This window comes from Pseudomonas peradeniyensis (genome assembly GCF_014268935.2).
GTDB classification, from domain to species: domain Bacteria; phylum Pseudomonadota; class Gammaproteobacteria; order Pseudomonadales; family Pseudomonadaceae; genus Aquipseudomonas; species Aquipseudomonas peradeniyensis.
Window position 1 is genome coordinate 726,188 of record NZ_JABWRJ020000004.1, and the last position, 12,809, is coordinate 738,996.

General features: G+C 64.4%; 11 protein-coding genes. 6 read left to right on the forward strand and 5 right to left on the reverse strand.

Going from position 1 to position 12,809, the window contains the following annotated elements; all coding sequences use genetic code 11:
* Positions 1 to 21 precede the first annotated feature (21 nt).
* The 3 genes from HU751_RS23845 to HU751_RS23855 all read right to left on the reverse strand — a co-directional run bounded on the left by HU751_RS23845 (position 22) and on the right by HU751_RS23855 (position 2,592).
* Entirely contained in the window at positions 22 to 537 is a 516-nt protein-coding gene (locus tag HU751_RS23845) for a GNAT family N-acetyltransferase (protein ID WP_186734696.1), read from the reverse strand.
* A 66-nt stretch (positions 538 to 603) separates the two neighbouring features.
* Positions 604 to 1,101 carry a PaaI family thioesterase gene (locus tag HU751_RS23850; RefSeq protein ID WP_186734695.1) on the reverse strand — a complete coding sequence of 166 codons (498 nt, stop codon included), beginning with the start codon at positions 1,099 to 1,101 and terminating at the stop codon, positions 604 to 606.
* 105 nt (positions 1,102 to 1,206) lie between these two features.
* Complete coding sequence (locus HU751_RS23855) at positions 1,207 to 2,592, reverse strand: amino acid permease (protein WP_186734694.1); 1,386 nt, start codon at positions 2,590 to 2,592, stop codon at positions 1,207 to 1,209.
* Between the two features lie 418 nt (positions 2,593 to 3,010).
* Between HU751_RS23855 and HU751_RS23860 the strand changes: the two genes are divergently transcribed.
* A complete protein-coding gene (locus HU751_RS23860; RefSeq protein ID WP_186734693.1) occupies positions 3,011 to 4,261 on the forward strand; it encodes a 2-aminoadipate transaminase in 1,251 nt (416 codons plus the stop codon).
* Between the two features lie 3 nt (positions 4,262 to 4,264).
* Here the strand turns inward: HU751_RS23860 and HU751_RS23865 are convergent, their stop codons facing one another.
* Positions 4,265 to 4,567, reverse strand: a complete 303-nt coding sequence (locus HU751_RS23865) for a hypothetical protein (protein WP_062359438.1) — start codon at positions 4,565 to 4,567, stop codon at positions 4,265 to 4,267.
* A gap of 186 nt (positions 4,568 to 4,753) precedes the next feature.
* Here HU751_RS23865 and HU751_RS23870 point away from each other — a divergent pair, with 186 nt between their 5' ends.
* Together HU751_RS23870 and fusA are read left to right on the forward strand one after the other, a co-directional pair.
* A complete protein-coding gene (locus HU751_RS23870; protein WP_186734692.1) occupies positions 4,754 to 5,182 on the forward strand; it encodes a hypothetical protein in 429 nt (142 codons plus the stop codon).
* A 68-nt stretch (positions 5,183 to 5,250) separates the two neighbouring features.
* Positions 5,251 to 7,365: an elongation factor G gene (gene fusA, locus HU751_RS23875; RefSeq protein ID WP_186734691.1), complete on the forward strand. Its 2,115-nt coding sequence runs from the start codon at positions 5,251 to 5,253 to the stop codon at positions 7,363 to 7,365.
* Positions 7,366 to 7,518: 153 nt separating this feature from the next.
* On the opposite strand, the gene HU751_RS23880 is transcribed toward fusA, so the two are convergent.
* On the reverse strand, positions 7,519 to 8,961 hold the full coding sequence (locus HU751_RS23880; protein WP_186734690.1) for a SulP family inorganic anion transporter: 1,443 nt from the start codon (positions 8,959 to 8,961) through the stop codon (positions 7,519 to 7,521).
* A 142-nt stretch (positions 8,962 to 9,103) separates the two neighbouring features.
* On the opposite strand from HU751_RS23880, the gene HU751_RS23885 reads away from it, so the two are divergent.
* From HU751_RS23885 to HU751_RS23895, 3 genes are all read left to right on the forward strand, one after another.
* Positions 9,104 to 9,868 (forward strand): secretin GspD/PilQ domain-containing protein, encoded by a 765-nt coding sequence (locus tag HU751_RS23885; RefSeq protein WP_177330852.1) that lies wholly within the window; start codon positions 9,104 to 9,106, stop codon positions 9,866 to 9,868.
* Between the two features lie 494 nt (positions 9,869 to 10,362).
* Entirely contained in the window at positions 10,363 to 11,688 is a 1,326-nt protein-coding gene (gene aceA, locus HU751_RS23890) for an isocitrate lyase (RefSeq protein ID WP_050706488.1), read from the forward strand.
* Between the two features lie 199 nt (positions 11,689 to 11,887).
* The gene (locus HU751_RS23895; protein WP_186734689.1) at positions 11,888 to 12,550 is read left to right on the forward strand and encodes a lysoplasmalogenase; all 663 of its coding nucleotides are present in this window, start codon (positions 11,888 to 11,890) and stop codon (positions 12,548 to 12,550) included.
* Positions 12,551 to 12,809: the final 259 nt, after the last annotated feature.

Genomic DNA, 12,809 nt, shown 5'->3' on the forward strand with positions numbered 1-12,809 from the left:
CTGAAGGTTGAGGGACTCAATTTAAAGACTGCCGGGCGTCCTGACCATCACCCAGTCTCGGTGCCGCTCGTCACCGCAGGGAAAGATCGCCTCGCCCACCTTGCGAAAACCATTGCGCCCATAGAAACGGATGGCCCTGGCGTTGAGCTCGTTGACGGTCAGGCGAACCGGGCCACGGGTTTGGGCCAGGGTAGCCTCGAGCAGTGACTGCGCGGCCCCCGTACCGTGGGCGGCGGGCAGCACATAGCAGCGGGAGATTTCCACCAGATGATCGGCCGCGGCGATCCCCAGCTCACCGGGCGCCAGGTCGAGCATGCTGTAGCCCAGCACCTGGCCGCCCTGCTCGACCACCAGCAGGCGCTTGTGCGGGTGGCACAGGTGCGCCTGGAAATGCTCGGGCTGCAGGTTGTGGGCGATATAGTGCTGCTGCGCCGCCGGAGTACTGTCGGGCGGGCTGGCCAGGGCGAAGGTGGCCTGGCCGATGTGGCTCAGGACTTTACAATCGTCGCTGCGGGCCGGGCGGATCTGATAGGGCATGGCAACATCCTGTCGGGCATCCGGATCACCCTCGACAATGCCAGCCCCTCCCAACCGGCGCAAGGCTCAGGCGTCGCCGTGGGCCTGGCGCTTGAGCTTCTCGGTATCTACTCGTACGAACACTGAATCGGCGGTAACGGTCAGCACATCCCCGGCCCAGACCTCGCAGATCACCCGGCTCTTGCGCCCCACCTCACCCTCGACCCGCGCCTTCAGCAGCAGCTCGACGCCCATCGGGGTGGGCTTGAGGTAGGTCAGGCTGAGCTGGCCGGTAACGCAGTCGATACGCGGCAGGCTACCGGGCTCGCGGCCTTCGGCGCGGTAGTGGTGGGCCATGGCGGTCCAGTTGGAGTGGCAATCGACCAGCATGGCCAGCAGGCCGCCGTAGACCAGACCGGGCCAGCCGATGAAGGTCGGGTCGGGGGAATGACGGCACAGCAGGTGGACGCCGTCGTCATCCCAGTGACTCTGCACGTGCAGGCCGCTGGGGTGCGAGCACCCGCAGCCGTAGCAGGTACCATCAGGGGCGGCGAGTTGCTGCAGGGAGAGGGCTTGCTCGGTCATACGCGTCCTTGGCTTGTTGGAATTGGGAAGGAGGCTGACTGCCGATGGTAGCGCCATGCTTCCCGGCCGCCAATGGCGGGGGCCGCCATGTGCCCCCTGAGCGGATCAGGCCGCCTGCAACGCCGAGCCCCGCTTGCGCCGCTGGGTCAGCGAAACCAGCAGGATGAACAGGGTCACCCCCGCAGTCATCAGCGTCTCATAACGGTAGGCATCGCTGAACAGCATGTAGCCCAGCACCATGACGATGGTGCCGATCACCAGCCAGGTTAGCCACGGGAACAGCCACATCTTCAGCTCCGGCGTGCGCCCTTCGCGCTCGGCGCGGGCCCGCATGCGCAGTTGCGACACGGCGATCACCAGGTACACCAGCAAGGCGATGGCGCCGGTGGTCGACAGCAGGAACCCGAACACCTTGCCGGGGAACACATAGTTGACCAGGCAGCCGGCAAAACCCGCCAGGGTCGAGAGAATGACCGCCACGGTGGGCACGCCCGCGCCGGAGATGCGCCTGGTCATGCGCAGCGCCTGGCCACGGGCACCCAGCGAGTAGAGCATGCGCGAGGCGGTGTACAGCCCCGAGTTCATGCAACTGGTCACCGCCACCAGCACGACGATGTCGACCAGCAGCTTGGCGCCGGGCACGTTGAGCACTTCCAGCACCCGCTGGAACGAGCCCACCGCCTTGAGCCCCGGATCGTTCCAGGCCACCAGCGACACCACCAGGAAGATCGACGCCAGGTAGAAGATGGCGATGCGGTACACCACCAGGTTGGTGGCGCGGCGGATCTTGTCCTTGGGGTTGGCGGTCTCGTCGGCGGCGATGGTGACGATCTCGGCGCCGAAAAACGAGAAGATGGTGATCAGCACGCCGCCCAGCACGGTACCGAAGCCATTGGGCATGAAGCCGCCGCTGTCCCACAGGCGACTGACGCCGGAGACGTCGGCCAGTGGCCAGGCACCGAACACCGCCAGGCTGCAGACCACGATGAAGGCGACGATGGCCAGTACCTTGACCAGGGCGAACCAGTACTCGAACGCGCCGAAGTTCTTCACGCTGACCAGGTTGGTGCCCGACAGCACGATCATGATCAGGAAGGCGAACAGCCAGGAAGGCACATCCGGGAAGTAGGCATGGAGGATATCCGCGCCGGCGATGGCCTCGACCGGGATGATCAGCACCCAGAACCACCAGTACAGCCAGCCGATGGTGAAGCCGGCCCAGGGGCCGATGGCCTCGCTGGCGTAGGTGGAGAACGAGCCGCTGTTGGGGTTGGCGATGGCCATTTCGCCGAGCATGCGCATCACCAGCAGCACCAGCAGGCCGGTCATGGCGTAGGAGATGAGAATGGCCGGGCCGGCGGTGGCGATGGCGTTGGACGAGCCGATGAACAGACCGGCGCCGATGATGCCGGCGATGGAGATCATCGATACCTGGCGCGAAGTCAGGCCATGCTGCAAGGACCGCTGTTTCTTGTTGTCTGGCGATGCCATGGAGAACCCTCGAGTGGGTCGGCCGCGACGAAGGCGGCTGAAAGTGGCGGCAGAGTTCCTGTGGGAGCGGGCGTGCCGGCAAGGGCATCGGCAAGCGTCTCCCACACGTCTCGGACTTGTTGTGCGAATTGGCTACCGGCGTGTTTTTGTACTGATGAGCCTGTCGGTTGCCAGGGGTCCAGCCAGGCCAGTATTCATCTCCAGGCAGGTCACAACAAACGACCTTTTCGCAAAACATCATTCCGAGCAGGAATCAATGCACTGAATATTGCACTCAGAATCACCTGCCATGGAACTTGCAGAGAGAGCCTTCCAACATCAGGAATTAAACGAATGACAGCAATCGAATAATTCGTTTGCACAGCCGACTCCCGCCACGCTTGGATACGACCTGACTCGAACAACAGGCCGCGTGCAGATGAATCAGGAAAGTATCAGCCAGTCCATCGCCATCGTTCACCCGATCACCCTTTCCCACGGCCGCAACGCCGAAGTCTGGGACACCGCCGGCAAGCGCTACATCGACTTCGTCGGTGGTATCGGCGTGCTCAACCTGGGCCATTGCAACCCGGCGGTGGTCGAGGCCATCCAGCAGCAGGCCGCGCGTCTGACCCACTACGCCTTCAACGCCGCGCCCCACGGCCCCTACCTGGAACTGATGGAGCGCCTGCGCCAGTTCGTCCCGGTCAGCTACCCGCTGGCGGGCATGCTGACCAACAGCGGCGCGGAAGCGGCGGAGAACGCCCTCAAGGTCGCCCGCGGCGCCACCGGCAAACGGGCCATTGTCGCCTTCGACGGCGGCTTCCACGGCCGCACCCTGGCCACCCTCAACCTCAACGGCAAGGTCGCCCCGTACAAGCAGCGCGTGGGCGAGCTGCCCGGCCCGGTCTATCACCTGCCCTACCCCAGCGCGGACACCGGCGTGAGCTGCGAGCAGGCGCTCAAGGCCATGGAGCGCCTGTTCAGCGTGGAACTGGCGGTGGAGGACGTGGCCGCGTTCATCTTCGAGCCGGTGCAGGGCGAAGGCGGCTTCCTCGCCCTAGACCCGGCCTTCGCCCAGGCCCTGCGCCGGTTCTGCGACGAGCACGGGATCCTGATCATCATCGACGAGATCCAGTCCGGCTTCGGCCGCACCGGCCAGCGCTTCGCCTTCCCCCGGCTGGGCATCGAGCCGGACCTGTTGCTGCTGGCCAAGAGCATCGCTGGCGGCATGCCGCTGGGCGCGGTGGTCGGGCGGCGGGCGATCATGGACGCGCTGCCCAAGGGCGGGCTGGGCGGGACCTACTCGGGCAATCCGATCGCCTGCGCGGCGGCACTGGCGAGCCTGGCGCAGATGACCGACGCCAATATCGCCACCTGGGGCGAACGGCAGGAACAGGCCATCGTGGCGCGCCATGCACGCTGGAAAGCGTCGGGAAGGTGCGCCGCGCTCGGTCGCCTGACCGGCACCGGGGCCATGCGCGGGCTGGAGTTGGTCAACCCGGACGGCAGCCCTGCACCGGCGCAACTGGCCAAGGTGCTGGAGGCGGCGCGCGGCAGAGGCCTGCTGCTGATGCCCAGCGGCAAGGCGCGGCATATCATCCGCCTGCTGGCACCGCTGACCATCGAGCCCGAAGTGCTCGAGAAAGGCCTGGATATCCTCGAGCAGTGCCTCATGGAGCTGGGCTGAGGGTTACAGGCCCAGTTCTTCAGGGGTGGGCATGTCGCATTCGAAGGCGATCCAGCCGCCTTCGAGCTCGGCGTGGCCGTTGACGATCGGGCCGTAGTAGCTCAGGCCGTTCTCCAAGGTGACGCAGATGTGCGTGGCGCCTTTTTCCGGTGCCCCGAGCGTACCGACGAAATGCACTTTCTTCAGCACCTCGGTCACCGCCTCGAGGCCCACGCGCATGTTGGTGTTCTCCGAGGCCTCGGTGTCGCCCCCACGGTCTTCGGCGCTGATGGTCACGGTGGCGGTGTAGGGGTACTTGGTGCTCAAGCGGGGTTACCTCGGTTTTGAAGGGTTGGATTGCTGGCGTGTAGAGTACGGCAGGCGTTCCCGGTTGTCTCTATCGCCCTCATCGCGGGGCAAGCCCGCTGCCACGCCCGCCATCGAGCATGGCCTCCCCTGCCCCGATCTGTTAGGGTGCCCGGCGATGCACGCCACACCACGCGAGGATACCGAGTGAGCGCCGAACAACCCCTGATCGCCGACCTGTTCGAGGTCGACAAACGCCTGACCCTCAAGCCCGTCGTGGACTTCAACGCCTACCTGCGCAACGCCTTCGGCGACGGCCCATGCCGCTGCCACCGCTGCGTCGAGGGCAATGGCGACGAGAACGGCTACGAGCACCGTCACAGCTTCGAACTGGAAGGCCGCACCCTGCACCGGCGCTTCGCCAGCACCGCCGGCAGCGATGTGCTGATGGCGCTGAAGAAGGCCTGGCTGTCCTACACCAAGGCCGAGCTGATCACCGTCGGCGCCCTGGACATGACCACCCTAAAGTCGTTCACCGATACCGCCCTGCACGAGCGTCTGCTGGCCCTGCTGCCGGCTAGCGGCCTGGCCCGCGAAAGCGAAGGCCAATGGCAACTGCAGGTACTCGCCGACTGACGGTCGCCCCGGCAGGATTCTCCCGCTCTGCTACCTTGGGAGAATCCTCACCCACAGGTGATCCGACCATGGCCCGCACGACCCCCATCGAGCTGTACCGCAACATCGGTATCGTTGCCCACGTGGATGCCGGCAAGACCACCACCACCGAGCGGATCCTGTTCTACACCGGGGTCAACCACAAGATGGGCGAGGTGCACGACGGCGCCGCGACCATGGACTGGATGGCCCAGGAGCAGGAGCGCGGCATCACCATCACCTCGGCGGCCACCACGGCCTTCTGGCAAGGCTCGACCAAGCAGTTCGAGCACAAGTACCGCTTCAACATCATCGACACCCCCGGCCACGTCGACTTCACCATCGAGGTCGAGCGCTCGCTGCGCGTGCTCGATGGCGCGGTGGTGGTGTTCAGCGGCGCCGACGGCGTCGAGCCGCAGTCCGAGACCGTATGGCGCCAGGCCAACAAGTACCATGTGCCGCGCCTGGCCTACATCAACAAGATGGACCGCCAGGGCGCCGACTTCCTGCGGGTGGTGAAACAGATCGACCAGCGCCTGGGCCACCATCCGGTGCCGATCCAGCTGGCCATCGGCAGCGAGGAAAACTTCATCGGCCAGATCGACCTGGTGAAGATGAAGGCCATCTACTGGAACGACGCCGACCAGGGCACCAGCTATCGCGAAGAAGCGATCCCCGCCGATCTGCAGGCCCTGGCCGACGAATGGCGCGCCCACATGATCGAGGCGGCGGCGGATGCCAGTGAAGCGCTGACCCTGAAGTTCCTCGAAGGCGAGGAATTCACCACCGAGGAAATCAAGGCCGCCCTGCGCCAGCGCACCATCGCCAACGAGATCGTGCCGACCATCCTCGGCTCGTCGTTCAAGAACAAGGGCGTGCCGCTGATGCTCGACGCGGTGATCGACTACTTGCCCGCCCCCAGCGAGATCCCGGCGATCAAGGGCACCGACCCGGACGACGAGGAAAAACACCTGGAGCGCCACGCCGACGACAAGGAACCGTTCTCGGCCCTGGCCTTCAAGATCGCCACCGACCCGTTCGTCGGCACCCTGACCTTCGCCCGGGTGTATTCCGGCGTGCTCAGCTCAGGCAACGCCGTGCTCAACTCGGTCAAGGGCAAGAAAGAACGCATCGGCCGCATGGTGCAGATGCACGCCAACCAGCGCGCCGAGATCAAGGACGTATGCGCCGGCGACATCGCCGCGCTGATCGGCATGAAGGACGTCACCACCGGCGACACCCTGTGCGACATGGACAAGCCGATCATCCTCGAGCGCATGGACTTCCCCGACCCGGTGATCTCGGTGGCGGTGGAGCCCAGGACCAAGGGCGACCAGGAGAAGATGGGCATCGCCCTGGGCAAGCTGGCCCAGGAGGACCCGTCGTTCCGGGTCAAGACCGACGAGGAGACCGGCCAGACCATCATCTCCGGCATGGGCGAGCTGCACCTGGACATCATCGTCGACCGCATGCGCCGCGAGTTCAACGTCGAGGCCAACATCGGCAAGCCGCAGGTGGCCTACCGCGAGAAGATCCGCAACACCTGCGAGATCGAAGGCCGCTTCGTCCGCCAGTCCGGCGGGCGTGGCCAGTACGGGCATTGCTGGATCCGCTTCGCCCCGGGCGACGAAGGCAAGGAAGGCCTGGAGTTCATCAACGAAGTCGTCGGCGGCGTGGTGCCACGGGAATATATCCCGGCGATCCAGAAAGGCATCGAGGAGCAGATGAAGAACGGCGTGCTCGCCGGCTATCCGCTGATCAACCTCAAGGCGGCGGTGTATGACGGCTCGTACCACGACGTCGACTCCAACGAGATGGCCTACAAGATCGCCGCTTCGATGGCCACCAAGCAATTGTCGCAGAAAGGCGGCGCGGTGCTGCTGGAGCCGGTGATGAAGGTCGAGGTGGTGACCCCCGAGGAGTACCAGGGCGATATCCTCGGCGACCTGAGCCGGCGCCGGGGGATGATCCAGGATGGCGACGAGACCCCGGCCGGCAAGGTAATCCGCGCCGAGGTGCCACTGGGCGAGATGTTCGGCTACGCCACCTCGATGCGCTCGATGACCCAGGGGCGGGCCAGTTTCTCGATGGAGTTCACCCGCTATGCCGAAGCACCGGCGAGCATTGCCGATGCCATCGTGAAGAAGAATCGCGGGGAAGCCTGAGTTCAGCGGCCCCTGTGGGAGCGGCCTTGCGTCGCGAAAGGGCCGCAAAGCGGCCCCTGCAATTCATGCATCACCACCGAAAACCTGGGGCTGCGTTGCAGCCCTTTCGCGACGCAAGGCCGCTCCCACAAAGACTGCGCCCGCGGCCGGCATTCAGTGCTGCTCACCCGCCCGCTTGAGCAGCTTCTTGCAGCGCTCCGACAGGTGCACCACCCGCAACTGCTTGCCGGCCTTGGCATACCGCTCGCGCAAGGTCTGCAACGCAGCTATCGCCGAATAATCGACAAAGCTCAAATGCTGACAATCCAAGGTCACCTTGGCCGGATCATTGGCCGGATCGAACTGGTTGAGAAACGGCGTGGTCGAGGCAAAGAACAGCGTGCCATGCACCTGGTACTGCTTGGTCCCCTCGGCGTCCACATGGCTGTCGGCGTACAGCTCCCGCGCATGCTGCCAGGCGAAGTTGACCGCGGCGATGACGATGCCGAACAGCACCGCCGTGGCCAGGTCGGTGAACACCGTGACCACGGTCACCGCGATGATCGCCAGCACATCGCTCACCGGAACCTTGTGCAGCACCCGTAGCGAGGCCCAGGCGAAGGTCTGCTGCGCCACCACGAACATCACCCCCACCAGCGCGGCCAGCGGAATGCGCTCGATCAACGGCGACAGGAACAGGATGAACAACAGGATCATCACCCCGGCCACCACGCCCGACAGGCGTCCACGGCCATTGGAACTGAGGTTGATCACGGTCTGGCCGATCATCGCGCAACCGCCCATGCCGCCACACAGCCCCGAGACCATGTTGGCCGCGCCCAGGGCCACGCACTCGCGGTCCGGATAACCCCGGCTCTCGGTGATCTCGTCTGTGAGGTTGAGGGTCAGCAGGGTTTCCAGCAGGCCGACCATGGCCATCAGGAATGCATAAGGCGCGATGATCTTCAGGGTCTCGAGGTTCCAGGGCACCTCCGGCAGGGCCAGGTGCGGCAGGCCGCCGGCGATATGGGCCATGTCGCCGAGGGTGCGGGTCGGCAGGCCGAGCAGGTAGACCAGCAGGCCGACACCGAGGATCGCCACCAGCGCCGGCGGCACGGCCCGGGTCAGCTTCGGCAGTACGTAGACCACCAGCATGGTCAGCGCCACCAGGCCGATCATCAGGTACAGGGGCGTCCCGCCAAGCCAGTGCTCGCCATCCTTGAAGTGCTCCAGCTGGGCCAGGGCGATGACGATGGCCAGGCCGTTGACGAAGCCGAGCATCACCGGGTAAGGCACCAGGCGCACCAGCTTGCCCAGGCGCAACGCGCCGAACAGGATCATCACCACCCCGCCGAGCAGCACCGTGGCCAGCAGGTACTGGGCGCCGTGCTGCACCACCAGGGCGACGATCACCACCGCCATGGAGCCGGCGGCGCCGGAAATCATGCCGGGACGGCCGCCGAACAAGGCAGTCAGGGTGCAGATGATGAAGGCGCCGTACAGCCCCATCAGCGGGTTGAGGTGCGCCACCAGGGCGAAGGCGATGCACTCCGGCACCAGGGCGAAGGAAGTGGTGAGACCGGCGAGCAGGTCGGCGCGAAGTCGGGCGGGTTTCATGGAGGTCCTGTAAACAACCTCAAGCTCCCACGCTGTGGAGACTTGGGTAATGAGCCTGAAAATCGAGGGCGCGATGGTACGGAATTTGTCTGACAGCAGCCACCGTCAATCCGCACGGCAAGTTGCACGCAAATTTGCCATCATGTCCATTCCACCCGCGGAGATCATGGACATGCCGCTACGCCCCCTGCTCGCCTCCCTGCTGCTGGCCGCCAGCCTCACCGCCCAGGCCGCCACCGAGGTCATTCCCCTGCAACACCGCAGCAGCGCCGAACTGCTGCCTGCCGCCCAGTCGTTCCTGGGCAAGGACGGCAGCGTCAGCACCTTCGAGGACAAGCTGATCGTCAACGCCAGCCAGGAACGCATCGACGACCTGCGCGCCCTGCTGCAACAGCTCGACACCGCGCCCAAACGCCTGCTGATCAGCGTCGACAACAACGACAGCAACTTCCAGGACAACCGCGGCAACGCCCGCGTGATCCGCTACGGCACCGCCAACCGCGAAGGCGGCATGCAGCAGGTGCAGGCCAGCGACGGTCAGCCGGCACTGATCCAGGTGGGCCAGAGCATCCCCGTCACCAGCACCGCCACCGACGGTTACGGGCGCATCCAGAGCAACACCGAATACCGCAATGTCACCCAGGGTTTCTACGTCACGCCACGCCTGAGCGGCGACACGGTTCGTCTGCAAATCAGCACCAATAATGATCGAATGAGCCAGGAACGTGCCGATGTAGTGAAAGTGCAAAGCACCGACACGACCGTCACCGGCAAGCTCGGCGAGTGGATCACCCTGGCCGGGTTCAACCAGCAGAGTCAATCCGAACGCAGCGCGTCAAGCCTCAGTTACAGCACCCAGCGCGGTGAAAACATGACTTTGCGGGTCAAAGTCGACCTTCTCGACTGAACCCAGGCAATTCAAGGCCTCGACCAAAGGCCTTGAAACTGACCGCCAAGTCGCATTAGACCAAAGATGTAGTAAGCCGAAAAATGCACTACAAAACATTTGACAGGCTCTTTTCGGCAAGGGCATGATGGCCTCGCTCCCGCTAATCAGAGGCCCTGGCAAGGGTCTTCGAGGTGCGCTCCTCCCACCGTGGAGGCTCCTCGTGTCCATACGGCCCACAAGGCGGTTCGACGGGATTGCGACTGCAACGAAGAAGTTGTCCCGAGGGACGGAAGCGCATCACCGCAGTTCTGGCAATCGCGTCGCACCGCAGCAAGGCAACCACGAGCCGACCTGCAGGGCACACCTTCGCCTGGCCTGCACAACCCTTCCCCTTCGAGCCTCCTGCGTTCGCCGCCGCACTCCCCCGGACAGGACAGCCGCCTGGCTTCTGATCCGCGTATCCGAGCATCAGCACAATTACACTCAAGATCGATGCGACGAGGTTTATTTCCATGGCACTGACACGCGAACAGCAAATTGCAGCCCTCGAGAAAGACTGGGCCGAAAACCCGCGCTGGAAAGGCGTGACCCGTACCTACACCGCCGCTGATGTCGTTCGCCTGCGTGGCTCGCTGCAGCCAGAGCACACCTTTGCTCGCCAAGGCGCAGAAAAACTGTGGAAGCTGGTCACCGAAGGTGCCCACCCGTCCTTCCGCCCAGAAAAAGATTTCGTCAACTGCATGGGCGCCCTGACCGGCGGCCAGGCAGTGCAGCAGGTAAAAGCCGGCATCCAGGCCATCTACCTGTCCGGCTGGCAGGTTGCCGCCGACAACAACTCGGCCGAGTCGATGTACCCCGACCAGTCGCTGTACCCGGTCGACTCGGTACCGACCGTGGTCAAGCGCATCAACAACGCCTTCCGCCGCGCCGACCAGATCCAGTGGAAAGCCGGCAAGAACCCGGGCGACGATGGCTACATCGACTACTTCGCACCGATCGTGGCTGACGCCGAAGCCGGTTTCGGCGGCGTGCTGAACGCCTACGAGCTGATGAAGAACATGATCGAAGCGGGCGCCGCCGGCGTGCACTTCGAAGACCAGCTGGCCTCGGTAAAAAAATGCGGCCACATGGGCGGCAAGGTCCTGGTCCCGACCCAGGAAGCCGTGCAGAAGCTGGTGGCCGCGCGTCTGGCCGCCGACGTCTCGGGTGTGCCGACCATCATCCTGGCCCGTACCGACGCCAACGCCGCCGACCTGCTGACCAGCGACTGCGACCCGTACGACCAGCCGTTCGTGATCGGCGAACGTACCCGTGAAGGCTTCTACAAGGTGCGCGCCGGCCTCGACCAGGCCATCGCCCGCGGCCTGGCCTACGCCCCGTACGCCGACCTGATCTGGTGCGAAACCGCCAAGCCGGACCTGGAAGAAGCCCGCCGCTTCGCCGAGGCGATCAAGAAGGAATACCCGGACCAGATCCTGTCGTACAACTGCTCGCCTTCCTTCAACTGGAAGAAGAACCTGGACGACGCCACCATCGCCAAGTTCCAGCGCGAGCTGTCGGCCATGGGCTACAAGCACCAGTTCATCACCCTGGCCGGCATCCACAACATGTGGCACGGCATGTTCAACCTGGCGCACGACTACGCCCGCAACGACATGACCGCCTACGTGAAGCTGCAGGAGCAGGAATTCGCCGACGCGAGCAAAGGCTACACCTTCGTGGCGCACCAGCAGGAAGTCGGTACCGGCTACTTCGACGACATGACCACCGTGATCCAGGGCGGCGCTTCGTCGGTGACCGCTCTGACCGGTTCGACCGAGGAAGAGCAGTTCCACTGAGTTCGGTGAGCTGAACAGGAAGCCCAGGTTCCGCAAGGTTCCTGGGCTTTCTTTCTTCTGGCAGACCCTATCGCGGGGCAAGCCCGCTCCCACGCAGCGCTTACAGGCGTGGGAGCGGGCTTGCCCCGCGATAGGGCCGGCACAGGCAAAGTTGCTGATCAGGTCTAAGCTTGTGGCTACCCAACAGCAAGGACTGCCCATGCCCCGCCCTGGCCACCTGCTCATCGTCGCCGTCGCAGCCGCCGCCTTCTATCTATATGCGCTGGCCAGCGACAATGCCCTGCTCGGCCTGCTGGTCAAACCCATTCCGGTGCTCGCCCTGATTGCCTGGCTGACCACCCTCCCCGCCACACCCTATCGCCGCTGGATCATCCTCGGCCTGGCCTTCTCGGTGCTCGGCGACATTCTCCTGGCGGTCCCCCGCGACTTGTTCGTGTTCGGCCTTGGGGCGTTTCTCTGCGCGCACCTGGCCTACCTGCGCGGCTATTGCAGCCTCACGCGACGCCCGACCTACCCGGCCCTGGCCTTCGCCGTGCTGATAGGCGGTTCGCTGTTCGGCGTGCTCGCCGGCCATGGCCTGGGCCCACTGCTGATCCCGGTGGCCCTGTACGCCCTGACCATCGGCGCCATGCTCTGGCGCGCCCTGGCCTGTGGCGGCCTGGCCGCGCTGGGCGCCTGTGCATTCGTATTCTCCGACAGCCTGATCGGCATCGACCGCTTCGTCAGCCCGTTCGCCGCCGCCGAGTACCTGATCATCCTCTTCTACTGGCTCGGCCAGTGGCTGATCGCCGCGTCGGTCAGCCGCGACGCAAGCGACAAAGTATTGATCCAGAGCGGTACGCACAGTGCCGGAAGCTGCTAGAACGAGAGTTTTTCGCATTTGCAAGAGGGGGCGCTCGACAGATGAACTTTGCAAGGGCCAGAACAGCTAAAACATTACAGCTCAGGTTAAATGATATTAATTATCATTACGCAACTAGCCCGTCATTACGCGAGGTAAGAAACATAATTAACAAATCCGCGCGCAATGCCCGAAACTCAAGGGTTTCAGCCAGTTACGAAAGATTTTTGTTCTTAAACCTACGAATAAATTTGCAACGGAAATTTTACTTGCACTGGGT

Bases quoted from the DNA above. Each gene is read 5' to 3' on its own strand.
- HU751_RS23845 (WP_186734696.1), bottom strand. From the start codon at position 537: ATGCCCTATCAGATCCGCCCGGCCCGCAGCGACGATTGTAAAGTCCTG.
- HU751_RS23850 (WP_186734695.1), bottom strand. From the start codon at position 1,101: ATGACCGAGCAAGCCCTCTCCCTGCAGCAACTCGCCGCCCCTGATGGT.
- HU751_RS23855 (WP_186734694.1), bottom strand. From the start codon at position 2,592: ATGGCATCGCCAGACAACAAGAAACAGCGGTCCTTGCAGCATGGCCTG.
- HU751_RS23860 (WP_186734693.1), top strand. From the start codon at position 3,011: ATGAATCAGGAAAGTATCAGCCAGTCCATCGCCATCGTTCACCCGATC.
- fusA (WP_186734691.1), top strand. From the start codon at position 5,251: ATGGCCCGCACGACCCCCATCGAGCTGTACCGCAACATCGGTATCGTT.
- HU751_RS23880 (WP_186734690.1), bottom strand. From the start codon at position 8,961: ATGAAACCCGCCCGACTTCGCGCCGACCTGCTCGCCGGTCTCACCACT.
- HU751_RS23885 (WP_177330852.1), top strand. From the start codon at position 9,104: ATGTCCATTCCACCCGCGGAGATCATGGACATGCCGCTACGCCCCCTG.
- aceA (WP_050706488.1), top strand. From the start codon at position 10,363: ATGGCACTGACACGCGAACAGCAAATTGCAGCCCTCGAGAAAGACTGG.
- HU751_RS23895 (WP_186734689.1), top strand. From the start codon at position 11,888: ATGCCCCGCCCTGGCCACCTGCTCATCGTCGCCGTCGCAGCCGCCGCC.